General features: G+C 68.9%; 30 protein-coding genes and 1 pseudogene. 16 read left to right on the top strand and 15 right to left on the bottom strand.

What is annotated here, in order from left to right; genetic code table 11:
• Window positions 1-2: 2 nt before the first annotated feature.
• On the bottom strand, window positions 3-1,664 hold the full coding sequence (locus DMB86_RS17065) for a DEAD/DEAH box helicase (protein WP_227878458.1): 1,662 nt from the start codon (window positions 1,662-1,664) through the stop codon (window positions 3-5).
• 399 nt (window positions 1,665-2,063) lie between these two features.
• Window positions 2,064-3,548, bottom strand: a complete 1,485-nt coding sequence (locus DMB86_RS17060; RefSeq protein WP_113718840.1) for an RNB domain-containing ribonuclease — start codon at window positions 3,546-3,548, stop codon at window positions 2,064-2,066.
• Between the two features lie 65 nt (window positions 3,549-3,613).
• Here DMB86_RS17060 and DMB86_RS17055 point away from each other — a divergent pair, with 65 nt between their 5' ends.
• Window positions 3,614-4,318 (top strand): ferritin-like fold-containing protein, encoded by a 705-nt coding sequence (locus tag DMB86_RS17055; RefSeq protein ID WP_113718839.1) that lies wholly within the window; start codon window positions 3,614-3,616, stop codon window positions 4,316-4,318.
• Window positions 4,319-4,391: 73 nt separating this feature from the next.
• Here DMB86_RS17055 and DMB86_RS17050 read toward each other — a convergent pair whose 3' ends face one another.
• Window positions 4,392-4,886, bottom strand: coding sequence for an AAA family ATPase (locus DMB86_RS17050; RefSeq protein WP_171814535.1), 495 nt, complete (start codon window positions 4,884-4,886; stop codon window positions 4,392-4,394).
• Between the two features lie 165 nt (window positions 4,887-5,051).
• On the opposite strand from DMB86_RS17050, the pseudogene DMB86_RS21675 reads away from it, so the two are divergent.
• Together DMB86_RS21675 and DMB86_RS17040 are read left to right on the top strand one after the other, a co-directional pair.
• Window positions 5,052-5,372 (top strand): annotated as a pseudogene (locus DMB86_RS21675) (hypothetical protein); the annotation flags it as partial.
• 102 nt (window positions 5,373-5,474) lie between these two features.
• Window positions 5,475-5,924 carry an iron chaperone gene (locus tag DMB86_RS17040; protein ID WP_113718837.1) on the top strand — a complete coding sequence of 150 codons (450 nt, stop codon included), beginning with the start codon at window positions 5,475-5,477 and terminating at the stop codon, window positions 5,922-5,924.
• Here the strand turns inward: DMB86_RS17040 and DMB86_RS17035 are convergent.
• The 5 genes from DMB86_RS17035 to DMB86_RS17015 all read right to left on the bottom strand — a co-directional run bounded on the left by DMB86_RS17035 (window position 5,921) and on the right by DMB86_RS17015 (window position 8,051).
• On the bottom strand, window positions 5,921-6,274 hold the full coding sequence (locus DMB86_RS17035) for an iron chaperone (RefSeq protein WP_113718836.1): 354 nt from the start codon (window positions 6,272-6,274) through the stop codon (window positions 5,921-5,923). The two genes, DMB86_RS17040 and DMB86_RS17035, sit on opposite strands and share 4 nt — an antisense overlap.
• Window positions 6,275-6,529: 255 nt before the next feature.
• The gene (locus DMB86_RS17030) at window positions 6,530-7,078 is read right to left on the bottom strand and encodes a dihydrofolate reductase family protein (protein ID WP_113718835.1); all 549 of its coding nucleotides are present in this window, start codon (window positions 7,076-7,078) and stop codon (window positions 6,530-6,532) included.
• Window positions 7,053-7,244 carry a hypothetical protein gene (locus tag DMB86_RS21670; RefSeq protein ID WP_418202334.1) on the bottom strand — a complete coding sequence of 64 codons (192 nt, stop codon included), beginning with the start codon at window positions 7,242-7,244 and terminating at the stop codon, window positions 7,053-7,055. Before DMB86_RS21670 ends, DMB86_RS17030 begins: the two co-directional genes overlap by 26 nt.
• A gap of 102 nt (window positions 7,245-7,346) precedes the next feature.
• On the bottom strand, window positions 7,347-7,712 hold the full coding sequence (locus DMB86_RS21170) for a biotin/lipoyl-containing protein (protein WP_113718833.1): 366 nt from the start codon (window positions 7,710-7,712) through the stop codon (window positions 7,347-7,349).
• A gap of 9 nt (window positions 7,713-7,721) precedes the next feature.
• Window positions 7,722-8,051 carry a transketolase C-terminal domain-containing protein gene (locus DMB86_RS17015; protein WP_227878457.1) on the bottom strand — a complete coding sequence of 110 codons (330 nt, stop codon included), beginning with the start codon at window positions 8,049-8,051 and terminating at the stop codon, window positions 7,722-7,724.
• A gap of 63 nt (window positions 8,052-8,114) precedes the next feature.
• On the opposite strand from DMB86_RS17015, the gene DMB86_RS17010 reads away from it, so the two are divergent.
• The 3 genes from DMB86_RS17010 (at window position 8,115) to DMB86_RS17000 (ending at window position 10,686) form a co-directional block, all read left to right on the top strand.
• Entirely contained in the window at window positions 8,115-8,300 is a 186-nt protein-coding gene (locus DMB86_RS17010; RefSeq protein WP_113718832.1) for a DUF2809 domain-containing protein, read from the top strand.
• A 135-nt stretch (window positions 8,301-8,435) separates the two neighbouring features.
• Window positions 8,436-9,527 (top strand): FAD-dependent oxidoreductase, encoded by a 1,092-nt coding sequence (locus DMB86_RS17005; protein WP_113718831.1) that lies wholly within the window; start codon window positions 8,436-8,438, stop codon window positions 9,525-9,527.
• Between the two features lie 169 nt (window positions 9,528-9,696).
• Window positions 9,697-10,686 carry an LLM class flavin-dependent oxidoreductase gene (locus tag DMB86_RS17000; RefSeq protein WP_113718830.1) on the top strand — a complete coding sequence of 330 codons (990 nt, stop codon included), beginning with the start codon at window positions 9,697-9,699 and terminating at the stop codon, window positions 10,684-10,686.
• A 122-nt stretch (window positions 10,687-10,808) separates the two neighbouring features.
• On the opposite strand, the gene DMB86_RS16995 is transcribed toward DMB86_RS17000, so the two are convergent.
• On the bottom strand, window positions 10,809-12,272 hold the full coding sequence (locus DMB86_RS16995; protein WP_113718829.1) for an FUSC family protein: 1,464 nt from the start codon (window positions 12,270-12,272) through the stop codon (window positions 10,809-10,811).
• A gap of 73 nt (window positions 12,273-12,345) precedes the next feature.
• Between DMB86_RS16995 and DMB86_RS16990 the strand changes: the two genes are divergently transcribed.
• A complete protein-coding gene (locus DMB86_RS16990) occupies window positions 12,346-12,849 on the top strand; it encodes a MarR family winged helix-turn-helix transcriptional regulator (RefSeq protein WP_113718828.1) in 504 nt (167 codons plus the stop codon).
• On the opposite strand, the gene DMB86_RS16985 is transcribed toward DMB86_RS16990, so the two are convergent.
• Complete coding sequence (locus DMB86_RS16985; protein ID WP_113718827.1) at window positions 12,846-13,778, bottom strand: NAD-dependent epimerase/dehydratase family protein; 933 nt, start codon at window positions 13,776-13,778, stop codon at window positions 12,846-12,848. The genes DMB86_RS16990 and DMB86_RS16985 overlap by 4 nt on opposite strands.
• A 136-nt stretch (window positions 13,779-13,914) precedes the next feature.
• Here DMB86_RS16985 and DMB86_RS16980 point away from each other — a divergent pair, with 136 nt between their 5' ends.
• Window positions 13,915-14,631: a TetR/AcrR family transcriptional regulator gene (locus DMB86_RS16980; protein ID WP_113718826.1), complete on the top strand. Its 717-nt coding sequence runs from the start codon at window positions 13,915-13,917 to the stop codon at window positions 14,629-14,631.
• Between the two features lie 87 nt (window positions 14,632-14,718).
• Here the strand turns inward: DMB86_RS16980 and thiE are convergent, their stop codons facing one another.
• A complete protein-coding gene (gene thiE / locus DMB86_RS16975) occupies window positions 14,719-15,399 on the bottom strand; it encodes a thiamine phosphate synthase (RefSeq protein WP_113718825.1) in 681 nt (226 codons plus the stop codon).
• A 131-nt stretch (window positions 15,400-15,530) separates the two neighbouring features.
• Between thiE and thiO the strand changes: the two genes are divergently transcribed.
• The 4 genes from thiO (at window position 15,531) to DMB86_RS16955 (ending at window position 18,645) form a co-directional block, all read left to right on the top strand.
• Complete coding sequence (gene thiO, locus DMB86_RS16970; protein WP_113718824.1) at window positions 15,531-16,850, top strand: glycine oxidase ThiO; 1,320 nt, start codon at window positions 15,531-15,533, stop codon at window positions 16,848-16,850.
• A complete protein-coding gene (gene thiS, locus DMB86_RS16965) occupies window positions 16,847-17,086 on the top strand; it encodes a sulfur carrier protein ThiS (protein WP_113718823.1) in 240 nt (79 codons plus the stop codon). The genes thiO and thiS overlap by 4 nt, the downstream gene beginning before the upstream one ends.
• Window positions 17,087-17,163: 77 nt before the next feature.
• The gene (locus tag DMB86_RS16960) at window positions 17,164-17,964 is read left to right on the top strand and encodes a thiazole synthase (RefSeq protein ID WP_113718822.1); all 801 of its coding nucleotides are present in this window, start codon (window positions 17,164-17,166) and stop codon (window positions 17,962-17,964) included.
• Window positions 17,965-17,988: 24 nt separating this feature from the next.
• Window positions 17,989-18,645 carry a 4a-hydroxytetrahydrobiopterin dehydratase gene (locus tag DMB86_RS16955; RefSeq protein ID WP_113718821.1) on the top strand — a complete coding sequence of 219 codons (657 nt, stop codon included), beginning with the start codon at window positions 17,989-17,991 and terminating at the stop codon, window positions 18,643-18,645.
• A gap of 113 nt (window positions 18,646-18,758) precedes the next feature.
• On the opposite strand, the gene DMB86_RS16950 is transcribed toward DMB86_RS16955, so the two are convergent.
• From DMB86_RS16950 to DMB86_RS16940, 3 genes are read right to left on the bottom strand one after another with little or no spacing between them, the layout of a single operon-like run.
• On the bottom strand, window positions 18,759-19,064 hold the full coding sequence (locus DMB86_RS16950) for a hypothetical protein (protein ID WP_113718820.1): 306 nt from the start codon (window positions 19,062-19,064) through the stop codon (window positions 18,759-18,761).
• Window positions 19,065-19,110: 46 nt separating this feature from the next.
• Window positions 19,111-19,335 (bottom strand): DUF3107 domain-containing protein, encoded by a 225-nt coding sequence (locus tag DMB86_RS16945; RefSeq protein ID WP_113718819.1) that lies wholly within the window; start codon window positions 19,333-19,335, stop codon window positions 19,111-19,113.
• Between the two features lie 46 nt (window positions 19,336-19,381).
• Window positions 19,382-20,035 carry a TetR/AcrR family transcriptional regulator gene (locus DMB86_RS16940; RefSeq protein ID WP_113718818.1) on the bottom strand — a complete coding sequence of 218 codons (654 nt, stop codon included), beginning with the start codon at window positions 20,033-20,035 and terminating at the stop codon, window positions 19,382-19,384.
• A gap of 123 nt (window positions 20,036-20,158) precedes the next feature.
• Here DMB86_RS16940 and moeB point away from each other — a divergent pair, with 123 nt between their 5' ends.
• Entirely contained in the window at window positions 20,159-21,340 is a 1,182-nt protein-coding gene (moeB, locus tag DMB86_RS16935; protein ID WP_171814534.1) for a molybdopterin-synthase adenylyltransferase MoeB, read from the top strand.
• A gap of 83 nt (window positions 21,341-21,423) precedes the next feature.
• A complete protein-coding gene (locus tag DMB86_RS16930) occupies window positions 21,424-22,410 on the top strand; it encodes an SDR family NAD(P)-dependent oxidoreductase (RefSeq protein WP_113718817.1) in 987 nt (328 codons plus the stop codon).
• A 32-nt stretch (window positions 22,411-22,442) separates the two neighbouring features.
• On the opposite strand, the gene DMB86_RS16925 is transcribed toward DMB86_RS16930, so the two are convergent.
• The gene (locus DMB86_RS16925; RefSeq protein ID WP_113718816.1) at window positions 22,443-23,768 is read right to left on the bottom strand and encodes a glutamyl-tRNA reductase; all 1,326 of its coding nucleotides are present in this window, start codon (window positions 23,766-23,768) and stop codon (window positions 22,443-22,445) included.
• Window positions 23,769-23,930: 162 nt separating this feature from the next.
• Between DMB86_RS16925 and hemE the strand changes: the two genes are divergently transcribed.
• Together hemE and hemG are read left to right on the top strand one after the other, a co-directional pair.
• Window positions 23,931-24,992: a uroporphyrinogen decarboxylase gene (gene hemE, locus DMB86_RS16920; RefSeq protein WP_171814533.1), complete on the top strand. Its 1,062-nt coding sequence runs from the start codon at window positions 23,931-23,933 to the stop codon at window positions 24,990-24,992.
• 15 nt (window positions 24,993-25,007) lie between these two features.
• Complete coding sequence (gene hemG, locus DMB86_RS16915) at window positions 25,008-26,543, top strand: protoporphyrinogen oxidase (RefSeq protein WP_113718814.1); 1,536 nt, start codon at window positions 25,008-25,010, stop codon at window positions 26,541-26,543.
• Window positions 26,544-26,588: the final 45 nt, after the last annotated feature.

The following is a 26,588-nucleotide window of genomic DNA, read 5'->3' as shown; positions in this document are numbered from 1 at the left end:
TGCTACTCGCCCGAGGATTCGGGCTGGCCAACAACTTCGCCGTTGCGCCGGCGCGTGCGCGTGCGGCGCGGGCGTGCCGGGGCGGCGTCGCCCGCAGTCTCCAGGGGACCGTTGTCCGCGGCTTCGCTGCGCTCACCGGAGGAGGTGCGACGCCGGCTCCGCCCGCCGTCATTCCCCTCGCCGGTGCGCTTCTCGCCGTGGTGCGCGCCGGAGCGGTTGCCCCCGCGGGTTCCCCCGCGGCCGCCGTGCCCGCCTTCGCGGCCGTCGGACTTCGGGGCATTGCGTTTGCCCGTCTCGCCCAGGTCTTCCAGGACCTCGGCGTTGATGCCGGCGTGGATGCGCTGGTTGCGCGGAAGGCGGCCCTTGGTGCCCTCGGGAATGTCCAGGTCCGTGTACAGGTGCGGGGAGGAGGAATAGGTCTCAACGGGTTCGGGCACGCTCAGGCCCAGGGCCTTGTTGATCAGCGCCCAGCGGGGCATGTCATCCCAGTCCACGAACGTCACGGCCGTGCCCTTGTTGCCGGCGCGGCCCGTACGGCCCACCCGGTGCAGGTAGATCTTTTCGTCCTCGACGCACTGGTAGTTGACCACGTGCGTGACGTCGTCCACGTCGATGCCGCGGGCGGCCACGTCGGTGGCGACCAGGACATCGACCTTGTTGTTGCGGAACGCGCGCAGGGCCTGTTCCCGCGCGCCCTGGCCCAGGTCGCCGTGGATGGCGGCGGCGGCAAAGCCGCGGTCAACCAGTTCCTCGGAGACCTTGGCGGCGGTGCGCTTGGTCTTCGTGAAGATGATGCTCCGGCCGCGGCCACGGGCCTGCAGGATCCGGGCCAGGACCTCAATCTTGTCCAGGTTGTGGGCGCGGTAGATCAACTGGCGGATGTCGCGCTTGGTCAGGCCCTCGTCGTCGGGGTCGGCGGCGCGGATGTGGGTCGGCTGCGACATGTAGCGCCGGGCCATGGCCACCACGGGGCCGGGCATGGTGGCGGAGAACAACATTGTCTGGCGGACGGCCGGGGTGCCGGCAATCAAAGTTTCGACGTCCGGCAGGAAGCCCAGGTCCAGCATCTCGTCGGCCTCGTCCAGGATGACGATCTTGACGTTCTTCAGGTTCAGGTGGCGCTGGCGCAGCAGGTCGATCAGGCGGCCGGGCGTGCCCACCACCACTTCGACGCCCTTCTGCAGGGATTCAATCTGGGGCTCGTAGGCGCGACCGCCGTAGATGGTGGCGATGCGCACGCCGAGGTGCTTGGATGCCGTGGTGAGGTCGCCGGCGACCTGGACGGCCAGTTCGCGGGTCGGCACGATCACCATGGCCTGCGGGGCGCCCGGGACGGGCAGCTTCTCGAAGCCGTCGTCCTTGGGGCCCACCACGCGCTGCAGGGCGGGGATGCCGAAGCCGAGGGTCTTGCCCGTGCCGGTCTTGGCCTGGCCGATGATGTCGTGGCCGCCCAGCGCGATGGGCAGCGTCATGGCCTGAATGGGGAACGGGTGGGTGATGCCGGCCTCGTTCAGCGAGAGGACGATGTCCGCGTTCACGCCGAAGCTGGCAAACGTTGCCTTTTCTTCCTGGCGGGGAGGCTCGTTGCTGACCAGGCTGCCGTCAATTTCGACCTTCTCGCTGCTGTCTTCCGCCTGCAGGAGGGAATCTGCTTCAATGCTCAAATGCTTACCATTCAATTCGTCTATACGGGTGCGTGCCCTTACGTGGGCTCGACGCCGGCGTTTCATGGCCGAACGGAACCTGGCGGGCGCGCACAATCTTGAGGGAAGCCGATCGCGGGCTTGCAAAAACGTGGCCTCCCTCCGCCAGAGCGGCGGGCGGGGCGGACCATAAAAAAGACTCGCGTAGGGGCGGGTTTGTTGAATCAAATACATTCATCAACGACCGGGCATCCATGTCTACCTTGACAGTCTAGCCGGTCACGCCCGCCGGTGATCGAGTATGTCGCGATCCGGGGCTTCGCTCCCCGGCCGCTCCTGCTGCTCGCAAGCCCGTAGCGGGTCCCCCGCGGCCGCGGGCACAGGCCCAAGGAATGGCGGTGTTGGCGCCAGGCACCGGCGTTAAGTGTCCGTTCGCGCAGCGTCGGCCGGGACAAACTGGACGGTGCGCGTGGCGATGTCCGCTGTCACGAGCCGCACCCGCACCACGGTGCCTGGTTCCAGGGCCCCGTCGCAGTATCCGGTGATTGCCGGCTCGGCGATTTGGATGGTGCTGCGGGCAGCGCTGGCCTTGGTGGTGTGGCCGTTCTGCCGCGGCCCGGCAAGGACGACGGCGTCAAATTCGGTTCCGACGCGGTGGCTCAGCAGCGCTGCCTCCACCGTGTCGATCGCGGCCTTGTCCACCTTGCTGGCCAACTGGTTGGAGGCTGACATGATCTCGGGCAGCTCGTCCAGGGCCTGGACCGCCCACTGCGGAACCTCGGCCCCTGAGCACAGTGACGCGCAGATGGCCAGGACGAACCGGTCCACCAGCCGGCGCAGCGGCGCGGTGGCGTGGGCGTAGGGGGCGGCGACTGCGGCCTGGGTCACTTTTTGAGGCACTGTGCCGTTAAACGGGGTGTAGTCCGCTCCGCGGAACAGCGTGGAGGCGGCGTGCATCAGGGCCAGCTGCTTTGGGTCCGTGGTGTCCAGGGTCCGCAGGTAGGCCCCGTAGGCCGTGCCTTCGTCCCAGGGCTTGCCCAGCGCCACTGTCTGCAGCCGGTAGGCGGCGACGGCGTCGGCGTCCGGGGCGGGCATGGTGCGCAGGATGCCCACCTTGCCGTCCAACATCACCTGCGCGGCGGCCATGCCGGTCAGCAGCGAAATCTGGGCGTTCCAGTCTTCAATGGGCAGGGCGGGACGGAACTGGAGGACGTAGCGCCCGTCCACGAATTCCACTTCCTGCGCCGGCACGTTCAGGCTGGCACCGCCGCGGGCGCGTTCCAGCTCGATCCGCTTCGTCCCGATCTCCTTCAACAGCGCCAAGGTGCCGGCATAGGCGGCCGGCGCGGTTCCGGCGTCGAGCATGTCCTGGGCCTGGGCGTAGGCGAGCTTGGCGACGCTCCGGACGGTGGCCCGGCGGACCCGCGCCGAGGTCTGCGAGCCGTCCGCGGCAAGCCCGATCTCCCACACGAAGGCCGAGCGCGGATCGTTGGCAAAAAGGCTGGCGGCACCCTCGCTGAGCGGGACCGGGTGGAGCGGTATGCGGTTGCCGGGCGTGTAGAAGGTCTGGCCGCGGCGCCGGGTTTCCGTGTCGAGGGGTCCGCCGGCGGGGACAAAGGAAGGCACGTCGGCGATGGCGTAATGGACCAGGTAGCCCTCTCCCTTGCGTTCCAGGAACATGGCCTGGTCCAGGTCTTGCGAGGACGGCGGGTCGATCGTGATGAACGGCATGGCGGTCAGGTCCAACTCGGGGAGCGCGTGCCCGGCAATGACCTTCTCCACCTCGGCCAGCACCTCCGGGCCAAAGCCGTCCGGCAGCTTGAATTCCACCGCGAGCGCCGCCAGCGCCTCGGCCAGTGTCTGCTGCGCGGCGCTGCTTTTGACGCCAATGAAAGAGTAAGGCACGCAATCAGCGTAAACGATTCGCCCCGTCACGCAAGGGTGGCACGGCACGGGCTACGCTGGAGCCTATGAGTACTCCGCCTGCCGCAGCCGAAGAGCCCATCTCCGCCGGGGAGCTCAGCGCCCGCTATGACAAATTTGTGGTGGACCTGCTCGGCGGCATTGCCTACGGGGAACTTTCCGGATTTGAGCGGCTGTCCTCCGACGCCCGATACTCGCCGACGCTCAATGACCGCGCAGTCCTGGGCAAGATGGCCGTGGCCGAGTTTGGGCACTACGAGATGGTGTGCGGAAGGCTGCTGGCCATGGGGATGGACCCGGAATTGGCCATGCTGCCGTTCCAGCGCATGGTGGATGCGTTCCACGAGCGCACGCGGCCCGGCGACTGGCACGAGTCCCTCATGAAGGCGTACGTGGTGGATGCCATCACCGAGGATTTCTACGCGGCCATTGCCGTGCGCCTGGACGGTGAAACACGCGGAATCATTGCCAGGGTGCGCACCAGTCCCGAACAGAGCGCACTTTTGGAGGGCCTGTTGCGGAAAATGCTTGCCGAGGATCCCCGGTTGTCCTCCCGGTTGGCATTGTGGGGGCGACGGCTGGTGGGGGAGGCCCTGACCCAGGTCCAGCGGATCGGCGCGCGGCACAGCTTTCTGGTGGGCCTCAGCCCCGACGGGACCCAGGAGGAGGCGGCCTCGGAAGTTGCGACGATCCTGGCGCAGGTGACCCGCGGGCACTCGAAGCGCATGAGCAGGCTGGGCCTGACCGCCTGACGCTGTCCCGCTGAGGCGGTCCGGCTGGCTGGGCCGGCCGCCAGCGTGGTGTCTGCGCGGGTACCTGGGCCGCCTACCGGTTTTGGACGTCCGCCACGATGCCCCTGACCGTTTCCTCCACCGTTACCTCCGCGGTGATCCGGCGCTCCTCGATCCCTTGCAGTGCGTCCCAACCGTGGTACCAGCCGCGCATCTGCTTTTCGCCAAAGTCGGCCAGCTTGTGTGGCCGGGTCTGGTGGCGGCGCAGGGTCTCCTCCAGCGTGAGGTCCCAGGCGTAGAACAGGCTGAGGCCGGCATGCCCGTCCCGCAGGCGGCGGAATGACGCGCTGTACTTTGAGGCGTTAAACATGCCGTCCATGACCACATCCCGACCATGCGCCAGGGCCAGCGCCGCCGCATGTTCAATGAGCTCCACACTCAGCGGGGAGTAGTTGCCGACTTCACCCAGTATGCCCCGGCGGAAGTAGTCCTGTTCGATCCACACCGCACCCAGTTCCCTTTGCAGCACGCGCGCCACCGTGCTCTTGCCGGAGCCGGAGTTTCCGCGCAGCACGATGAGGGTGGGCATGCCTCCATCCAAGCACAACGGCCGCGGTGCCATGCTTGGATATCGAATATTTGTACTAGGGTGTGATGGGGTGTTTGGCATGGATTTGGCGACGCCCGTTGCCCGGGATACCGATCCGCGTGGGTTTCCGCCGCCGGCGGCCACGTTGAGGCCAATGAATCGGTTGCCGAAGCAGCCCGCCGTGAGGCCCGGGAAGAAATCGGCGTCGGTATTGCCGCCAAAGACCTGCTTGCGCTCACCACGATGCACCGTCCCGCGGAAGCACGCGTTGATTTCTTCTTCAGCTGTGAGGCCTGTTCGGCGAGCCTCGGATCATGGAACCGGACAAATCGGCAGCTTTGGCGTGGTTTGATCTTGACGACCTTCCCGGGGCGCTTGTTCCGCACGAGCGGTACGTCCTGGAAAAGCTACGAACGGGTCTGCAGTCCATCGTCACGTTTGGCGTTCCACGCTCCCAATGACGGAGCAACGCTGCAACGGACCTGACGGTGCCGAGCAGGAATGAAGAAGCGCCGCGGTGCGGTGCGGGCATAGCCTGTTCCTGGAAGGCGGCCACCAGCACCGCGAACCTCAAAGGGGAGAACGAAAATGCCAATCACGAACGCAACATCCGAATCCACTGGCTTTTCTCCGGCGGAGCACGCCGCAATCAAGCAGCGCGCCGCGGAATTGCGCGCCGAAGGAAAGCAGGGTGCCAAGAAGGCCGATGGCCTGCAGGCCGTCCTCGAGAGCATCGCAAAGATGACACCGGAGGATCGTCTGATCGCCGAGCGGGTGCACGTCGTTGCCACGGCGAATGCACCGGGGCTCTTGCCGAAGACCTGGTACGGGATGCCGGCCTATGCGACTGCGGACGGCAAGGTTGTTTTTTGTTTCAAGAACGCGGGCAAATTCAACACCCGGTATTCGACCATCGAGTTCCAGGAAGCCGCACGCCTCGACGACGGTGAGATCTGGCCGGTGTCGTATGCGCTTCAAACGTGGAGCCCGACCGTGGAGCAGAAGATTGCCGAACTCGTCAAGGCCTCGGTTTCCTAGCGGCTCTTTGCGTCAATCTCGGCGCGCCGCGCCTCGACGATGCGGCGCAGGGCGGCGTCGGGCAGTTGATGTTCCGCGGAAAAGTGGATGCTGCCGGTGGTCGTTTCGAAGCCGGCCAACACCTCGGAATTGGCGGCAATAACGGCGCCGCTAAAGGGGTAGATCGACAGGAACTTCCTTGCCTGGACGACGGCAATGAGCCCCTTGCCACGGTAGAGCAGTGCCGCCATGGCGTAGCTGGTGCCCTCCTCGGCCTCTGGCACAATTTCGCTTGCGATCGCGTAGACGCGTTCAAGTGCGGCGCGATCGGCGTCTTCGATGGTGCTCAGATATGTGCCAACGGTACCCATGCTGCGATCCTACGCCAGCCGCGGCCGGGCGCACATCGAATCAATCCCGCAGCGGAGAACCATTCACTCCCACCTCGTAGGCGAGGCATCCGATCGCCTGACGCGTGTCACTGGGGGTGGTCAGGAGGGAGACCAGCTCGTCGCGCCCACCCGCAACAGCGCCCAGTGTCCCCACATTCGCGAAAGTCATGGCGGACACGATATCCGCCAGCACCGGGCCGGGCAAGGGGCTGCACGCGCGTTGACTGCAAGCGGCTACCGTCTCGGCTCATAGCGCATGGCCACTGCGCCTGAGCCGTACTCCAGCCGGTCCACCAGTTCCAAGTCCAGGGGCTTGGACAGCCCCGCGAACAAGCTGGGCCCGTGGCCAACGAGCCTGGGATGCACCACGAACTCATACTCGTCGATCAATCCCAGCTCCGCCAGCGCCATGGGCAGGTGCACGCCTCCCGTGAACAACCCGTTGCCGGACTCCTGCTTCAGCTCCCGAACGGATGTTTCCAGGTCCCCGCGGACGAGCTCGGCGTTCCAGTCGACCCGGTCGAGGCTGCTGGAGACGACGTACTTTTTCGCTGTGTCGATGGTCCGGGCGAAGGATTCCATCCACTCGGGCATGGTCCCCGGCCGCCAAGGTGCCCGCCAGGCGTCCTCCATCATTTGATAGGTGACGCGGCCAAAGAGCAGTGCATCGGCCCGGGCGATGCTTTCCGCTGCATGGCGGTGCAGCTCTTCGTCTGGGATCCCCGCACGGTGGTCACAGCAACCGTCCAAGGTGACATTAATGGAATACCGCAGCGGCCTCACGGCGCCAGCCTAGCACTGGCGGCCCTCGCCGGGAACGGGTGTCCGGCAGTTCCATGGCGCCACGGTTCAGATGACAATCCGCAGTGGGTCCTCCAGCCTTTTCCGCCAGTGACCGCGTTTCTGTGTCAATCCGGTCCAGGCTCTTGGCATCGGGGTCGGTGACCACCGGGACAATCAGGCCATCGTCCAAGGCCACCGCAGGTCAGGTAGAAGTGCGGCGCGGCAGCGCTTTCGGTGAGCCGGCGCGCCGTCACCTTGCGCATCTGCGTCAGCGGGACCTCCACCGGGTCCGGGGCGGGCGACGGCGGCTGGGCCGGCTGTGTGTCCTGGCCGCTCGGAGGGGCCTGCCCTTCACGGTGCGACCGGCCGGGGCGGGAGCCGCTGGTTGCGGGCGGCCGCTGCCGTCGCCTATGACTGCCGGGGGCTGGCCGATCGCCACTGTGGTGCCTTCCGGGACCAGCAGTTTCTCCAAGATTCCGTCGTCGAAGCTTTCCAACTCCATTGTGGCCTTGTCGGTGTCGATTTCGCCGATCACGTCCCCGTGCCGGACCGCGTCCCCCTCCTTTTTGAGCCAACGGCTGAGCACGCCTTCCGCCATCGTGTCGGAAAGCCTGGGCATGACTACTTCTGGCATGGAATCCTCCTATCGAACATCGGTGGCAATGGCGCCTGCTGCTTGCGGCCTGAAACGGGTGGCGTCCAGGAGTTCGCGGATGACCCTGATCAGGTCGTTCGCATTCGGCAGGGCCGCGAGTTCCAGGGGTTTGGCGTAGGGCAGCGGTACTTCCGCTGCGGCCACGCGGCGGACCGGCGCGTCCAGGTAGTCGAAGAATCCCTCCATGAGCGTGGCGGAGATTTCCGCGCCGACGCCATGACTGAGCCAGTCGTCGTCGAGGACCACGGCCCTGCTGGTCTTGCGGACGGAGGCGCAGACCGTTTCCCGGTCCAGCGGGCGCAGGCTGCGCAGGTCCACCACCTCAGGTAGAGAACGCCGCCCGCCAAAACCCAGGCGGCCCGGGCCCCTAGACTCGAGGACATGCCCTTGCCCACCAGCGTCAAAAGCCGGCGCACGGCGATTCTTATCGCGGCCGGGGCACCGGCGTTCAGCGCCGCCGTCGAACTTTTCCAGCTCACCGACGTCCCGGCCCGGCTGGCCGCCGTGTTCCCGGCGTCGCGCCTGGTCCTGGGCACCACCTTTGCCGTGCCGGACCGTGTGGCCTAGGCCGCCGGAGCCGCTGCAGTCTGGGCGGCGGATGCGGCGCCTTCGCACCCGGGCCGCCGGCAGTGTGCTCCCTCACGTTTGGAATAGGGGTCCGGAACCACCCGTTCCACAGGTATCGGACTTCGGAAGGAAATCATGCTGGACGTGGTGATCATTGGGGCCGGGCAGGCGGGCCTTTCCGCGGCGTACTACCTGGCCCGGCACGGGCTCATCCCCGAACGCGACTTCGTGGTGCTGGACGCCAACAGCGGCCCCGGCGGGGCCTGGCGGCACCGCTGGCCCTCCCTGACCCTGGGCGCCGCACACGCGATCCACGACCTCCCCGGCATGAAAATGGGGCCCGCAGACACGGGCGAACCGGCCTCGGCCGTCGTCGAACGCTACTACGGCCGCTACGAAGAGGCCTTCGGGCTGCCCATCCACCGGCCCGTCAACGTCCGGGCAGTCCGTCCCCAGGAATTGAACGACGACGGCGCGCCCGGCCCCGTGCCCGGCTCGCCCCTGACGGTGGAGACCGACCGCGGAGACTATGCATCCCGCCTGATCATCAACGCCACCGGCACGTGGGACAAGCCGCACTGGCCGCATTATCCGGGCCTGGAAACCTTCACCGGCCGCCAGCTGCACACCCACGACTTCCAGGCGGCATCGGACTTCGCGGGCCGCCGCGTGCTGGTGGTGGGCGCGGGCACCTCTGCCGTGCAGTTTCTGCTGCAGCTCTCGGCGGAAGGCGTGGAAACCGCCTGGTCCACGCGCCGTCCGCCGGCGTTCACCACCCGCGAGTTCAACCCGGACTGGGGGCGTGAGGTGGAACGACGCGTCAACGAGCGCACGGCCGCCGGACTCCCGCCGCTCAGCGTGGTCGGGGTGACGGGACTGCCATTGACACCGAAGTACCAAAACGGGATCGCCGCCGGGACCCTGGTGACCCGCGGACCCCTGCGCCGCCTGGCGCCGGATGCGGCGTTTTTTGAGGACGGCACCCGGTTCGCCGCCGACACCATCCTGTGGGCCACCGGCTTCCGGGCGGCGCTGGACCACCTGTCCCCGCTGAAGCTGCGCGAACCCGGCGGCGGCATTGTCATGGACGGTGTCAAGGTGGCCCGCGAGCCCCGGCTGCTGCTGGTGGGCTATGGTGCGTCCGCCTCCACGCTTGGCGCCAACCGGGCAGGCCGCGCCGCCGCGCTCGCCGCCATCGACCAGCTCAGCGTTCCCACCCCCGCCTGAAGCGGCCCGCCCAGCAGCGCGCAGCCCGACGCGCCCATCCGGGCTGCCCAGCCAGACGCGCCCATCCGGGCGTCGCCGTCGTTCTTCATGGGCTGCAAGGTCCGCCGGCGGAAATAAGCCGGCCGGTTCCGCCGTTGCCGCAAGAGAGACCATCTGAAAGGTAATACCCATGACCCTGCCCCTGTCCATCCTCGACCTGGCCCACATTGGCGACGACGGCATTGCCGCAAGTTTTTCCGCTTCCGTGGAACTGGCACAAAAGGCCGAGGGGTGGGGGTACACGCGGATCTGGTTCGCCGAGCACCACAACATGCCCTCCATCGCGTCGTCCGCCACGAGTGTGCTGATTGCGCACGTCGCAGCCCACACGGAGTCCATCCGGCTCGGCGCCGGCGGCATCATGCTGCCGAACCATTCGCCGCTGCAGATTGCCGAGCAGTTCGGCACGCTGGAGACCCTGCACCCGGGACGCATCGACCTGGGGCTGGGCCGCGCGCCGGGCAGCGACCAAAACACCATGCGGGCCCTGCGCCGGGACCCGTCCGCAGCGGACACCTTCCCGCAGGACGTGCAGGAGCTGCAGGCCTACTTTGCCGGGCAGACGCGCATTCCCGGCGTGAACGCCTACCCGGGCAAGGACACCAACGTGCCGCTGTACATCCTCGGCTCCTCGCTGTTCGGGGCACGGCTGGCAGCCGCCCTTGGGTTGCCGTATTCCTTTGCCTCGCACTTTGCCCCGCAGGCCCTGGAGGACGCGGTGCGGATCTACCGCCGCGAGTTCCGGCCCTCCGAAGCGTTGGCGGAGCCGTACGTGATCGCCGGCGTCAACGCCATCGTGGCCGACACGCAGGAGGAGGCAGACGCCTTGTTCCTGACGGCCAAGCGCCGCCGGGTTGCCTCGATGGTGGGCCGCGGCCGGACATTCACGGACGCCGAGATGGACCTGCTGCTGGATTCCCCCGCGGGCCAGCAGGTGCTGAACATGATGCGCTACTCGGCCGTCGGCACGCCCGCCGTGGCCCGCGAATATCTGGAGGCATTCGCCGAGAAGGCCGGTGCCGACGAGCTCATTGTGGCCACGCAGGTCACCGGACGCGCCGCCTGGATCCGCAGCTTTGAACTGCTCGCGGGGGTCATGGATCTGGCGCCCGTCGCGTAGCGCACCTGCATGGCTGCCGGGCACCGGACGGGCACCACCTTCCGTGTCTTCCTGGATCCGGGGGCCACGCGTTCTGCCCTTGCCTCTCCTGAAGGCCCAGGGAATCCCCAACGCCCCAGAAATCAGCCTGCGGGCTCCCGGTGGGCCAGGTGCGCCCGGTCGGACAGCGGGATGCTCAAGGCCGCCACGAGAACGCCGGCCACGACACCCACCAGCGTGTCGGCGACGCGGCTGACTGCGGCATCGGGGCCCAGATGGGAACCCAGCCCGGTCATGATCAACGCCATGGGAGTCACGGCGATGGTCGTCAGCGTGTAGTTCGTGAGCACCAGCAGTTCGGCGAGCATCTGGAACGCCACCACCAACGCCACGGACGGCCAAAAGCCAAGCGGGACGGACAACAGCGCCAACGCCAGCACGGCACCGGCCACATTGCCGAGCAGCCGCTGGATGCCGCGCTGGACCGTCACGCTGTAGTTCAATCCCTGCAAGGCCGCCACCGCGCCCATCGAGGCCCACAACGGATGCTCAAGGCCAAGCCCGACGGCGGCCCATCCCGACAGCGCCGAGGCGGCGGCCATGCGCAGGGCCCGGCTGCGGCCCTCACGCGAACCGATGCGGCCACCTGCGGCGGCGACGAAGCCATGCGGGGCGGCATGGCCTCCCGCTGCCGCGGATGCGGCCACGGCCGGCGTGCGCCACGTCCGGCGCAACTCCGACTCGTGCCTGGCCAGGCGCTCCAGCGCCGCTGCCCGGCCCGGGCCGCCCAACGTCCGCGCGCTGGACGCCTCGTCCAGGAGCTGGTTCAGGGCATCGGCTTCGCGCTGCAGCCGAAGGGCACGCCGGCTGCCGGTACGCACCGCTCCGGCACTGAGTGCCACCGACTCCCGGGCCAGGCGCAAGGGGACGGCTGCGGCACCCGGGCGGGTTCCGGCGTCGTCCGTGCCAAGCCGGTCCGTGCCAAGCCGGTCCGTGCCAAGACGGAGGACGGACGCGATGGCACGGGCAACCGCCAGCCTGGCCGGGCCCATGGGCGCCACGAGCACAGGCGCCATGGCCACCAGCCAACCCACGGCGGCACCGGCGGCGATGGCGGCGATGACCTGCGGTACGGCGTCGAAAGTGTGGGCATAGCCGGAACCGGCGGAGGCGGCGAAGACCAGGATGACCGCGCCCGGGCCGGTGATGCCGAACGCGGAGAAGAGGTGTGCGGCGATGCCGGCGAGCAATGAAAGGGCCACGATCTGCAGGGCGATCGGGACGCCGGCGGCCCCCATGAATGCGCCTGCGCCGCCGGAGATGAGGAGCGCGGCCGCCACCATGGCCAGGATGCGGGCCAGCCGCGGGTAGGGCTGGTACCGGCCGAAGGCGCTGGCCAAGGCGCCGAGTGACGCAACTCCCGCGAGCTGCCCCTGGCCCAGCAGGCCGCCACCCACCAAGACCAGTGCGGCCGCGATGCCGACCTTCATGGCCGGGGCGAAGATGGCGTCGGCCGGGCGCATGGCGAAAGTGCTCCGCCACGCGGTGGGCGAAAGTGAGTGCGCCAGCGCGCTGCCGGAATGCCGGAATCGGGTCAGGGTGGTCATCGTTCCATCCTACTAGATAGTTTACTAGTAAAATAGATATGAAGTGTGTGAGGGTCCTCTCTAGAATGAGGGGATGGATACGGACGCCGCGGGCGACTTTGTGGACCGGGCGCGCGCCGGCTGGGAAAAGACCCGTCCGGGCCTGGATGTTTCCAGCATTGAGGTCATGGGGCGCATCTCCCGCATCGCGGCGCTTGCCTCCCAGCGGGTGGAGCGCGACCTGGCCTCCGCTGCCATCTCACGCGCGGAATTTGACGTCCTCTGCACGCTGGCACGCAGCGACCGGCCCCTGCGTGCCAGCGAGGTCACCGCGGCCACCATGCTCAGCGGCGCCTCGACCACCAAGAACGTGGACAGGCTGGCCGGGCGAGGACTCGTCGAAAGGCTGCCGTGGGAGCGCGACGGCCGGGTGGTGCTCATGCGGCTCACGCCGTTGGGCGTGAGCCTGGTCGACCGTGAGTTCCTGCACTTTTTGGACCGGGAACGGGAACTGCTGGCCGGGCTGGACGCCGCCGAGAGGATGCAGCTGGCGGTTTTGTTGCGCAAGGTCGCAGTGCGGGCGGAACCTGCCGGCTAGGCCTGCCCGCGCCACCACTCCACCGTTTGCCTCGCAGCGGTTTCCAGCGGCGTTGGGGCGAGCCCGAGCATGCGCTGGCTGGCCGTGGAGTCCATGACGAACGGGCGCTGGAACTGGTACAGGGTCTCCGCCAGGTCCCGCAGGTCCCTTGAGAACGGGCCGGCCGCGCGGACCACCCACGACGGGATGGCACCCAGCTTTGGTGCCCGGAGCCCTGCGGCTGCCGCGAAGGCGCCGGCGAGTTCGCGCTGGCTGAGGGCCGGGCCGGTCGGCGCGTGCAGGACGGAATTCCACAGTTGAGGCATGCTGGCGGCCCTGATCATGGCGGCCGCCAGGTCCGGCACGTACGTGAACGAGTGCGGCACGTCGGCCCGTGCCATGACGGATACGCGCCTGCCGCTGAGCAGGCGCGGAACCATGCGCTCGCCCGCGTGGGCGTTGCGCACACGGGGGCCAAAGAAATCGGAGGCCACGACGCTGACCGTCGGTGTCGGGGAGGCTGCGCGGGCAGCAAGCAGCTCGGCGCGCACGCCGCGCTTGCCTGTGGTGGCCGCCGCACGCGGGCTGTCCTCGCTCATGGCCGCCTCCGGCCGGCTGTAGGAGTACAGGCTCTCAGGAAAGATGACGACGGCGCCGGCCCCGCCCGCCGCCCGGAGGACCGCCTGCTCCGCGGCCGGGAGCTCGCGGCGCCAGACGTCCGCGTTGTACTTGGAGCCGTGAATGCAGTGGAACACCGCGTCGGCGCCCCCCAGAGCGGCCTTGACGGCGTCTGGCCGGCTGACGTCCACGCGGCGGCGTTCGACCAGTTCATGCTCCGGGCCGGAACCGGAGCGGGTGATGATCCTGACGCGGTGGCCGGACGCGGCGAGCTGCGTGGCGACGGTCCAACCGACCGGCCCGGCTCCGGTGACGACCTTGATGTTGTCCATGGTGATCTCGATTCCTTCCAGCGGCTAGAACGAGAGCGGTGCTCTCTAAAATCAAGTGTGAAACCTTTGCCGCAACTAGTCAAGAGCACCGTTCACTAAAGTTGACAGCGCTCTCCAGGCGGCCCAGACTCGAGGCATGGCACAAACACCGCGGGAGCGTGGACGGCTCCAGACCATGGACGAGATTGTCGTCATCGGCCGCCGCCACCTGGCCGAACATGGGGCGGCCGGGCTGTCACTGCGCGCCGTGGCGAGGGACCTCGGCGTGGTCTCATCGGCCGTTTACCGATATGTGAAAAGCCGCGACGATCTGCTGACGCTGCTGGTCGTGGACGCCTACAACGCCTTGGGCGACGCAGTGGACCGGGCTGTCGCCAGGGCCCCCGCGGGCGACCAGGCTGGGCAATTCAAGGCGTTGGGACGGGCCGTTCGGGCATGGGCCATCGCCGAGCCCGCACGCTACGGACTGCTTTTTGGCTCACCTGTGCCGGGCTACGACGCCCCTGCCGCACGGACCACGGAACCGGGCACGCGCGTCATCGCCAGGCTCGTGCGCATCCTGGAGGGCGCCTACCTTGCCGGGGGCCGAGGGGCCGGTGCGGCGGCCGGAACGGCCGGTGCGGCGGTGCAGGCTGCCTCAGGGCTGGCCGGCGACTTCCAGGCCATCCGCAACGAATGGGCCATCACCGCGGACGACGACGCCCTGGCCCGCGGCGTCCTTGCCTGGGCGGCCATCTTCGGGGCCGTCAGTTTCGAGGTATTCGGCCAGTACGGAAAATCCACCTTCACCGACCCCGGCGCGCTGTTCGAGGCGCAGCTCGATGTCCTGGCGGGCATGGCGGGCCTCAGCTAGCGCGGCGGAGTGCCAAACTGCTGGCGGCGTAGGAAATTTCACCCGCCCCTGCCAGCTTGGCACCCCTCGGGGCACGGGGCGCCCAAGCTACCCCAGCGCAGGCAGGCGCGAGAGCAGTTCCCGGGCGGCCGCCGTCGGATCTTCGGCATCGGTGACGGCCCGGACCACCACAATCCGGGACGCTCCGGCGGCCACCACCGCGTCCACATTGGACAAGTCCACCCCGCCGATGGCGAACCACGGCCTGGCCGTTTTCAGCGAGGCGGCGTGCTCCACGAGTCCAAGCCCGACGGCGGCCCGGCCCGGCTTGGTGGGGGTGGCCCAGAGCGGGCCGACGCAGAAGTAGTCCGCGTCCGGATCCGTCGCGGCGGCCGAGGCCTGCCCGGGGTCGTGGCTGGAGAGCCCGATGGCCACGGACGGCCCCACCAGGGAGCGTGCAGCCGGCAGCGGCAGGTCCTTTTGGCCCACATGGAAAACGGGCGCACCGCTCAGTTGGGCGATGTCCGCCCTGTCATTCACGGCCCACGGCTTGCCGAACTCCTCCGCCACGGAGTGCAGCACTGCCAGCAGCTCGAGCTCCTCCGCTGCCTCAAGCGACTTGTCCCGCAGCTGGATGATGTCCACCCCGCCGGCGTAGGCGGCACGCACGAAGTCCTCAAAGTCGCCGCGCTCCCGGCGTGAGTCGGTGCACACATACAGCCGCGCGTCGGCGACGGGCAGGGCTGCCGTGGTGGGCGCGGCGTCATGGATGGCGAAAGGCAGGCTCATGTCTCATAGACTAGTGCAGTACCGCGGGAGCCAGGCACGCTGGCTGAGAGGGCGCACGCATGTGCCGACCGAAAGACGCCCCTGGGCGTGGAACCTGATCCGGCTCATACCGGCGTAGGGAAGGAGACACCATGGCGCGCACCGTGCCCACTTCAAACACCGTGCCCACTTCAAACACCGTGCCCGATCCGCCTGCCGTCCCGGGCATTATCACCACCGATGTGGCCGTCATCGGCGGCGGAATCGTGGGGTTGGCGATCGCGTGGGAGGCCCAGCGAAGCGGCCGCAACATCACCGTCATCGACCCCTCGCCCGCCACCGGCGCCACGTTCGCCGCCGCCGGCATGCTGGCGCCCGTCAGCGAACTTCACTACCAGGAGGAAGGCCTCCTGGAACTGACGCTCGCTTCCGCGGCGCGCTGGCCGGAATTCGTGGCGCCGCTCGTGGCGGCCGGCCATGTCGAGACCGGATTCCGTACGACGCCGACCCTTGTGTTGGGCGCCGACGCCGCGGACCGCGCGGCGCTGGCCGACCTCCGCGACGTCCAGCGCGCGCACGGCCTGGACGTGGAACAGCTCACCATCCGCCAGGCCCGGAGCGCCGAGCCGCTGCTGGGCCCGCACATTTCCTGCGCCTACCGCATTGCCCAGGACCACCAGGTGGACCCGCGCGGCGTGGCAACGGCCATCCGCGTGCAGCTCAACGTGGTGGCCGCGGAGCGGGGACGTTTGCGCGAGGAGGAGACCTCCGTCCGCCGCACCGCCGTCGGCCTGCTGCATGAAGACCCGGCCAACAGCCGGTCCATGGTGACCGGCGTGCTGCTGGACGACGGGCGCGAAGTCCACGCCCGCGAAGTGGTGGTGGCCAACGCCCTGGGCGCGCCGCTCCTGCAAGGGCTGCCGGAGGGACTGGACCTGCCGGTCCGCCCCGTCTACGGCGACATCCTGCGCTTGCGCGTCCCTGGCCACCTGCAGCCCCTGGCCACCGCCACCATCCGGGGCCTGGTGCGCGGGCTGCCGGTGTACATTGTGCCGCGCACTGACGGCACCGTGGTCATCGGCGCCACCAGCCGCGAGGACGGCTCGGCGGCGGTCAGCGCCGGGGGAGTGCACCAGCTGCTGCGCGACGCCCAGGTGTTGGTGCCGGCCGTCGCCGAACTGGAACTGCTGGAAACCACGTCACGTGCCCGCCCTGGCACGCCGGACAATGCCCCGCTGCTGGGCCGCGTCGGCGACGGCGCCGGCCGCGACATCCCCGGGCTCATCGTCGCCACCGGGTTTTTCCGGCATGGCGTGCTGCTGAGCGCCATCGCCGCCCACACCGCGCGCCAGCTGCTCGGCGGCATCACCGACCTGGCGTGGGAACGTTTCCGTCCGGACAGGTTTTCACCCGGCCTCATCACCCCCGCCCTCAAGACCCCCGCCCTCAAGACCCCACTGGAGACACCATGAGCAGCATCCAACTCAACGGCGCCGCGGCACCCCTGGCTGCCGGAACCACCGTTGCCGACCTCGTCGCCGCCGTCACCGGCCGTGCCATCCTGCCCACGGGCCGGCCGGCGGACGGCGGCCGGCTCGGGGTGGCCGTGGCCCGCAATGCGGACATTGTGCCGCGCAGCCAGTGGTCCCTGACTCCCGTGGAATCCGACGACGACGTCGAGATCGTCACGGCCGTCCAGGGCGGCTAGGCCCGCTGGCCAGACGCCGCCCCTGCCCGGGGCAGCCCGCGCCCGTCCACCCCAACCTTGGAAGAAAGCGAAACACCATGACTGAAACCCTGACAGCGACCGACCCGTTCACCGTTGCCGGCGTCCCGCTGGGCTCCCGGCTGATCATGGGGACTGGCGGCGCCCCCAGCCTCGATGGGCTCGGCGCGGCACTCGTGGCGTCCGGCACCGAGCTGACCACCGTGGCCATGCGCCGATACGCCCCCGGCAGTGGCAGCGGCGGCGGCACCAACCTCTTCGAGCTGCTGCTGGAAAACAACATCCGTGTGCTGCCGAACACGGCGGGCTGCTTCACCGCCCGTGAGGCCGTCATGACAGCCGAGCTGGCCCGCGAGGCCCTGGAGACTGACTGGGTCAAGCTGGAAGTCATCGCCGACGAGCACACCCTGCTGCCGGACGCCGTCGAGCTTGTCGACGCCACCGAGCAGCTGGTCAACCGCGGCTTCCAGGTCTTCGCCTACACCAACGACGACCCGGTCGTGGCGCTGCGCCTGGAACAGCTGGGCGCCGCGGCCGTCATGCCGCTGGGTGCCCCCATCGGCACCGGGCTGGGCATCCTCAACCCCCACAACATCGAGCTGATCGTCTCCCGGGCAGGCGTGCCCGTGGTGCTCGACGCCGGCATTGGGACCGCCTCGGACGCCGCGCTGGCCATGGAGCTGGGCTGCGACGCCGTCCTGTTGGCCACTGCGGTCACCCGCGCGCAGGACCCGGTGCGCATGGCCGAGGCCTTCAAACACGCGGTGATCGGTGGCAGACTGGCCTCACGGGCGGGGCGCATCCCCAAGCGGGCGCATGCCTTGGCGTCGTCGGCCATGGAGGGCCGCCCGGACCTGTAAACCGGCAACTCAAGGGAGCCTTCCATGGCCGCAAACGATGTTTTGACCAGAGACCAAATTGACACCGAGCTGGCGGTGCTGCCCGACTGGAGGTTCCGCCTGGGCGGGCTGGCCGCGGCACTGAAGTGCCCGACGTCGGCCGCGGCGCTGGAGCTGTTTGCCGGCATCGGCGCGCTGGCGCAGGACGCCAACCACCACCCCGACGTGGACTGGCGCTACGACACCTTGTTTGTGGCGCTGACCTCGCACGACGCCGGTTCCAAGGTGACGGCCCGCGATGCGGCCCTGGCCAAGGCCATCTCCGCAGCGGCGCGGGAGGCCGGGGCCGAGGCGCATCCGGAGTTGCTGCACACCGTGGAAATTGCCATTGATACCGATGATGCCGGCGCGATCGAGGGCATGTGGCGGGTGGCGCTGGGATACCGCACCGCGGCCGACGGCGCGCTCGTGGATCCGTTCGGCCGCGGTCCGTCGGTGTGGTTCCAGAAGACCGCAACGCCGAACGCGAACCGATTTCATCTGGACGTGACAGTGCCGTACTCGCAGAGCGCCGAAATACTGGCCGCGCTGGAGGGGGCCGGGGCGTCGCTGGACCACGGGGCCGCGCCACGCTTTGTCGTTGCCACCGACGGGCAGGGGAACCGGCTGTGCATCTGCACCGAGGAAGGCCGGGACGCCTGATCCGCCGCGGCCCCTGAAGCTGCGCACGGTTAAAGGCCAGCGGTGCGCCACTTCAGAAGTGGCGCACCGCCGGGGGCCAACCGTGCGCTGCTTCGGAGGCCCGAATTCCGGGTCTAGTGCATGGCCAGGATCCGGTTGGTCCGCTCCACCTGGCGCGCGTGCCGGGTCCGGCCCACGAAGCCGGCCACTGCCCAGGCCACGGCCCCGCCCACGGCCATGGAAAGGATCCACGGAATCCACGCCGTGGCGGGGGAGTTGCCCAGGCCAACGGCCATGGTGACCATCCAGACCACCTCCGCCGCGGCCACGGCGGCGCCCGCGGGCAGCAGCGCCCCGAACGTGGCACGATGCCTGTCGACGCCCCACGCGATGGCCCCGAAGCCGCCCGCCGCCAGCGCAATGATGACCAATGCAACCATGAACGTTCCTCTTTTCGTGGTGTCCGCCGACCGCGGAACAAGCTTCCTAGAGCGCGCCGAAGCCTACGCGGCGGGACTCTTCGGCGCCCAGTTCCACGTACCCCAGGGCATTGCCGGGAACGATGACGATGCGGCCCTTTTCATCCTTGAGTCGCAGCTCGGTTCCCTTGGCCAGTGCCTCGGAGACCTGCGCGGCGATGTCGTCCGCGGACTGCTCCGACTCAAAGATGATTTCGCGGGCGATGTTCTGGATGCCGATCTTGATTTCCACAGGTGTCTCCTCGATGCATGCGTGCAAAATGTACTGACAGCCAACTCTATGCGGCGGGGCCCTGTGGTTCCTTGGGGAACCGGCTAATTCCGCGCCAAGCTAAACGGTACACAAGATCGCTGGCCACCTCGAGGTCGAGGTCCCCGTTGGCTTCGAGCCAGTACCGGGCGCTGACCTGGGCCATGCCCGCCAGCGCACGGCCCAGCAAAATGGCCTCCAGGCGGCCCAACATGGTGTCTTCGGCAATGACCGCGCCCAGCGCGTCGGCAAATTCGGAGTTGAACGTCTCCAGCCGCACGGCGACGTCGTGGTCGTTGACAAGATCCGATTCAAAGACGAGCCGGTACGCCTGGTCGTCATTGGCCATGAACTGGAAGTACGCCTTCATGGTGGCCTGGACGCGCAGCTTGTTGTCCGTGGTGGAATTCAGCGCCGCGAGCAGCATTTGCGTCAGTGCGGCGAGGTGGCTTTCCAGCAGGGCCACGTACAGGTCCCGCTTGCTGGGGAAATGCTGGTACAGCACCGGCTTGCTGACCTTGGCGGCCTCGGCGATCTCGTCCATGGCCGCGCCGTGGTAGCCGTTATTCACAAACACCTCGAGGGCGGCCGAGAGCAGCTGTGCCCGGCGTTCGTCCCGCGGCAGCCGGGCCATGGGGACACGCCGTGGGGAGCCTTCCCCGGTGCGGGATTCGGAAGTCATGGTGCGTCCCTTTCACTCAAGCCCTGCCCATGGTGCATCACGGCCGCGGCTAGTGACATTCTACCCGGGGGTAATAATCCAAACGGCGCAGGGCGGACTAGATTATTAACCATGGTTTCCCTGATGACGCCCATGACCGCCCGACGCCGGGAGCCGCTTCCACCCCTGGTGGAGCCGGGCCCGCCCCTGGACACCGAAGAGCTGGAACGGTATTCCCGCCATGCGCTCATCCCCGAGATCGGGCTGGAGGGCCAGCGTCGGCTGCGCAACGCCAAGGTGCTGGTCATTGGCGCCGGCGGCCTGGGCTCCCCGGTCCTGCTGTACCTGGCCGCCGCCGGCGTGGGCACGCTGGGCATCATTGACGACGACACGGTGGAACTGAGCAACCTCCAGCGGCAGGTGATCCACGGAGTGGCGGACATCGGCCGCACCAAGCTGGAATCCGCCCGGGACTCCATCGAGGCCATCAACCCCGGCGTCAAGGTGGTGCTCCACCAGCTGCGGCTTGACGCCTCCAACGCGCTGGAACTGTTCGGCGGCTATGACGTCATCCTTGACGGCGCGGACAACTTTTCCACCCGCTACCTGGTCAACGATGCCGCGGCCATCCTGGGCAAGCCCTACGTGTGGGGCTCCATCCTGCGCTTCGACGGCCAGGTCAGCGTGTTCTGGGACAGGCACGGGCCCAATTACCGGGACCTGTACCCCGAACCGCCCGCCCCCGGCACCGTTCCATCCTGCGCGGAGGGCGGCGTCTTCGGCATGTTGTGCGCGTCCATCGGCGCCATGATGGTCACCGAGGCCGTCAAGCTCATCACCGGGATCGGCGAGACATTGCTGGGCCGGCTGCTGATCTTTGACGCACTGTCCTCCCGCTGGCGTGAGATCCGCATCGCCAAGGACCCGGATGCCGCGCCCGTCACCGAACTCATCGACTACGACTTCTTCTGCGGCATAGTCCCGCCTGCCGATCCCGCGCACGACGCCGGCCTCATCACCGTGCCCCAGCTCGCCGCCCGCCTGGCAGACCGGGAAAACGGTGCCGAAGACTTTGTGCTGGTCGACGTGCGCGAGCCGGTCGAGTTTGAGATCTCCCGGATTCCCGGGTCCGTGCTCATCCCGCTGGCCGGCATCAGGGACGGTTCGGCCCTGGCGGACATCCCCCGCGACAGGCCCGTGGTGCTGCACTGCAAGTCCGGCGGGCGGTCGGCCCAGGCGCTGGCGAGCCTGAAGGCGGCAGGCTATGCCGACGTCGTCCACCTGGCCGGCGGGATTGATGCGTGGAACCGGCAGGCCGGCCGCTAGCGCCGCCATGTTTGCCCGGAAGCCAACACTGCGGGTGTAAATTTCCCCTCAAGGGAACAACTACCAACATCGAGGGATACATCATGGGCCGCCAGGCACAGCAACGCACACCGCAGGAGCCCATCGGTTCCGGGTTTGGGCACGGCACCACCGCAGCGCAGGTCCTTGACGGCGCGGAACTGTCCGGCTGCGACGCCATCGTCACCGGCGGTTATTCCGGCCTGGGCCTGGAAACCGTGCGGGCGCTGGCTGGAGCCGGAGTGCGGGTAACGGTTCCGGCACGCCGCCCCGACCATGCCCGGGACGTCCTGGCCGCGGCCGGGCTCGGCTCCGTGGACGTCCACGCCATGGACCTGGGCGACCTCGGCAGTGTCAGGGACTTTGCCCGGGCCTACCTGGGGTCCGGGCGCCGTCTGGACATCCTCATCAACAACGCCGCCATCATGGCGTGCCCGGAAACCAGGGTAGGGCCCGGCTGGGAGGCGCAGTTCGCCACGAACCACCTGGGCCATTTCACCCTGGTGAACCAGCTGTGGCCCGTTCTGGCGGACGGTGGCGCGCGCGTGGTGGCACTCTCCTCGACCGGGCACAAGATCTCCGGCATCCATTTTGACGACCTCCAGTTCACCTCAGGCTACGACAAGTGGCAGGCGTACGGCCAGGCCAAAACAGCCAACAGCCTTTTCGCCGTTGAACTCGACAAGCGGGGCCTCGACCACGGGGTGCGGGCGTTCGCGGTGCATCCGGGCGGCATCATGACCGAATTGCAAAGGCACCTGCCGCGTGAAGAAATGGTGGCCGCCGGCTGGATGGATGAAGCCGGCACCGTCCGTGAAGGGTTCAAAACGCCGGAACAGGGTGCGGCAACGTCCGTGTGGGCGGCGACGTCACAACGACTGGACGGCATGGGCGGGGTGTACTGCGAAGACTGCGACATCGCACGCCCCACCGACGCGTCGTCGCCCCTGGCCCGCTTTGCCGGCGTCGACGCGCACGCCGTCGATCCGGACAACGCCGCACGGCTGTGGGATGTTTCAGCCGAACTGACAGGCGTCAACGCGCTCGGCTAGGCCTCATGGCCAGGCACACGCAGCCTGTTCCGCTAGGCGCTGGCTTCCCGGCCGCCGGCAGCCTGCGCGCCCAGCTTTGAGTCCGCGGCGGCCTCCAGGGCGCCCGGTTCCACCTTCAGCCCGTAGAGGGCGTCGAGTGCGGCGAGGTAGCTCTCGGCGTCGCCCGCCGCGGCCAGTTCCTTGGCGCGGACCGTGGGCACGTGCAAAAGCTGCTTGACCATGCGCCGCATGGCAAATTCCACCTCGGCCGTGGCCGCCGTGCAGCCGTGCTGCTGACGGATCTTGGCGATCTCGTCGTCGAGCACGGACATGGTATGGCGGCGCAGGGCCACGATGGCGTGGTCAAGGGACCGGGCGTTTTGGGCCTGCTCAAAGTTCACTGCGGCGTCAGTCACGAGCTTGGCGGCCTCCACGAGAGTGGCGGACTGCTCGGCGGGCGCCGCCTGGCGGACCGTTTCCAGCGTCAGCAGGTCAACGCCGGGAAGGTCGGCAACGTCCGGGGCAAAGTCGTGGGTGAGGGCCAGGTCGATGACCGTCAGCTGGGGCGCGCCTTCGCCGCGCACTTGGGCGAGGTCGGCTGCCGGCACCTGGCGGTCCGTTCCACTGCAGCCCACCAGCAACTGGGCCCCGGCGAGGGCAGCCGGCAGGCTTTCATCGCTGACGGCGGTCCCGCCGCGTGAGGCCGTGAACGTTTCGGCCCGGCCGGAGGCGGAGTAGACGTGGATGTCAGTGCAGCCGCGTTGGGCCAGCTGGGCCATGGCTGCCCCCGCATAGGCGCCCGTGCCGAACAGGACGGCCGTCCGGCCGGCCAGCGAGGGGACATCCTGCAGTTCGGCGGCCAGATCCAGCGCCACGGACACGATGGACATGCCGCGACTGCCCAGGGCAGTCCGCGCACCAACATCCTTGGCCGTTTTGGAGGCGGCCTGGAACAGGCGCACCAGGGCCGGGGTGCAGACACCGGCTTCCTGCGCCGAACTCAGGGCGCGGCGCACCTGGCCGGCGATTTCGCGCTCGCCCACAACGGCTGATTCCAGGCCGGTGCTGACGGCAAAGAGGTGGCGGGGGACCGCTGGGCCCTGCTGCGTTGCCAGGGCGTTGGACACCTGGTGCTCGGTCAGGCCGGTGTGCGTGCTGACGGCGGCGATGATGCTGCTGCGTGCCGATTCCACATCGTCCGCGGTGCGGGCCTGGGCATACAGCTCGTAGCGGTTGCAGGTGGCCAGCGTCACCATGCCCACCACGTCATTGTCGGCGGCCACGACGTCGGCGCTGACCCCGGCCGCGCCGGCGCTGAGGCGGGCCACGGTTTCGAGGTCAAGGTTGGAGTGCGAGGCAACTAAGGAAAAGAGAACCACAATTCCTCAATGGTAGACCTTTAACAAGGCGCTTTAGGGACAAGTAGGTCCAAACCGTCACCAAAGCGCTGTGATGCTCGTTACCGCGCCAGCGGGATCCGCCCTCCTGCCGCGAGCGCCAGTGCACAATTTGCTTCCCGATTCCCTCTGTATGGTGGTGCCATGACACTGAGCACAAGCCACCCCCTGATGGATGGCCGAACCGCCAACTCCCCGCTGATCACCGCCTACCGCGGCGGCAGGCCCAGCCGCAGGCCCGTCTGGTTCATGCGCCAGGCGGGACGCTCCCTGCCCGAATACCGCCAGCTGCGCGTGGGCACCACCATGCTCGAGTCCTGCCTCAAGCCCGCCATGGCCGCCGAAATCACCCTCCAACCGGTGCGCCGCCACGACGTGGACGCCGCCATTTTCTTCTCCGACATCGTCATCCCGCTCAAGCTGGCCGGCGTCGGCGTGGACATTGTCCCCGGCGTCGGGCCGGTGCTGGACCGGCCCGTCCGCACGGCCGAGGACGTGGCAAACCTGCCCGACCTCACGGACCAATCCCTGGACCCCATCCGCGAGGCCGTGGCCCTGACGGTGCGGGAACTGGGCAGCACCCCGCTCATCGGCTTCGCCGGGGCGCCGTTCACCGTGGCCGCGTACATGGTGGAGGGCCGGCCCTCCCGCGACCACCTGGGCCCGCGCACCATGATGCATGCCGAACCGGAGGTCTGGGCCGCGCTCATGAACTGGGCGGCGGACGCTTCCGGGAAGTTCCTGCGCGCCCAGGTCGACGCCGGGGCCAGCGCCGCCCAGCTCTTCGACTCCTGGGCGGGGTCGCTGGGCCTGGACGACTACACGCAGCACGTGGCCCCGGCGTCGACCCGCGCACTGGACCACGTCCGCGACCTGGACGTGCCGCTGGTCCACTTCGGCACCGGCACCTCGGAATTGCTGGGCGCCATGCTGAATGTGGGCGTGGACGTCATGGGCGTGGACTACCGCCTTCCCCTGGATGAGGCCAACCGGCGCCTGGGCGGGCGTGTGCCGCTGCAGGGAAACATCGACCCCGCCCTCCTGAACGCCCCCTGGCCGGTGCTGGAGGAGCACGTCCGGGACGTCATCGCCGCCGGCGGCGGCGCGCCCGCGCACGTGCTCAACCTGGGCCACGGCGTCCCCCCGGACACCGACCCGGCCGTGCTGACCCGCGTGGTTGAATTGATCCACTCGATCGAACCGTAGCCGGCAAGGAGAGCCATGGAGCAGAACAAGCACGCCCCGCGGGTCCGCCCCGCTTCCCCTGCAGCGAAGCGTGCGGCCGTGGTGGGCGGCGGCATGTCGGGGCTGCTGGCCGCCATGGACCTCCAGGCCGCCGGCTGGCAGGTCAGCGTGTATGACGCCGCCCGCGCCTGGGGCGGCTGCGTGGGCGTCCACGAGGTGGCCGGCGTCGAGCTGGACAGCGGGGCGGAATCCTTCGCCACCCGCAGCACGGCCGTGGCCGGGCTGGCCGCGGAACTGGGCCTGGCGGACAAGATTGTCCGCCCGGACCCCGCCGGTGCCTGGGTCTGGCTCCCCGAAGGCCCGGTGCCGCTTCCGCGCACGGGGATCCTGGGCATCCCCTCCGACCTGCACGCCCCGGAGGTGCGCGAGGCCCTCGGTGCCTCCGGCGTCCTGCGCGCCGCACTCGACGCGAAAATGCCCGTCAGCGTCGGCACCACCGAGGCCCAGTGCAGCGTCGCGGAGCTGGTCCGCGCCCGCATGGGCCGCCGCGTCCTGGAAAGGCTGGTGGCGCCCGTGGTGGCCGGCGTGCACTCCGCGGACCCCGAGGTCCTGGACGTCGACATGGTGGCTCCCGGCCTGCGCGCCGGCATCCGCGAGCACGGTTCCCTGGTCGCCGCCGTGGCGGCGCAGCGCTCCGCCGCCGGGCAGTCCGGCAGTAAGCCCGGATCCGCCGTGGGCGGGCTCGACGGCGGCATGCACACGCTGGTCGCGGCGCTGGTGGGACGGCTCCGCGCCACAGGCGTGGCGCTGCACCCGGGCCACGCCGTCACCGCCGTCAGCCGCCCCGCCCCGTCTCCCGCCACGCCCGACGCCGGGTCTCCCTCCCGCTGGACCGTCGACTGGACGGCGGGCTCGGACACCGGCAGTGAAACCGTGGAACTGCTGGTGGTCGCCACGGACGGTCCCACGGCAGTGAAGCTGCTGGCGCCCGAACTGCCCGAGCTGGCGGCGTTTGCCCCCGCCGCGGGGCCGGACATTCGCCTGGTCACGCTCGTGGTGGACGTGCCCGAGCTCGACTCCAAGCCGCGCGGCACCGGCATCCTGGTGGCCCCGCAAGCCGACGGCATCAAGGCCAAGGCGCTCACCCACGCCACGGCTAAGTGGGCCTGGCTGGCCGACTCCACCGGGCCCGGCACCCACGTCCTGCGACTTTCCTACGGCCGCGCCGGAGTTGCCGCGGCCGATGCCGTCCGGCTCACCGCCCGGACGGAGGACGACGGCGAACTGGTCGCCACGGCGCTCGCCGACGCCACGACGCTGCTGGGCGTGCCCGTCACCGCGGACGACGTCCTGGGGGCGGACATTGTCCGTTGGAAGGGCGCACTGCCGTTTGCCGCCGTCGGGCACCAGGCCAAGATGGCGCAGATCCACGCACTGGCGCAGGCGCACCGGGGGCTGGTGCTGACGGGCGGCTGGATGTCCGGCAACGGGCTCGCCGCCGTGGTGGCCGGGACGCGCAGGCAGGTCCGTGCCGTGATGGATGCCGACGCGGACTCGCCGGCGCGCACGTGAGCTTGGTCACTTTCTACGACGTGTAGAGAAGTTGGGTTTCATGTT

Origin of the sequence: Arthrobacter dokdonellae (genome assembly GCF_003268655.1) — a bacterium.
Classification (GTDB): Bacteria; Actinomycetota; Actinomycetes; order Actinomycetales; family Micrococcaceae; genus Specibacter; species Specibacter dokdonellae.
This window is presented reverse-complemented; position numbering and strand designations above follow the sequence as displayed.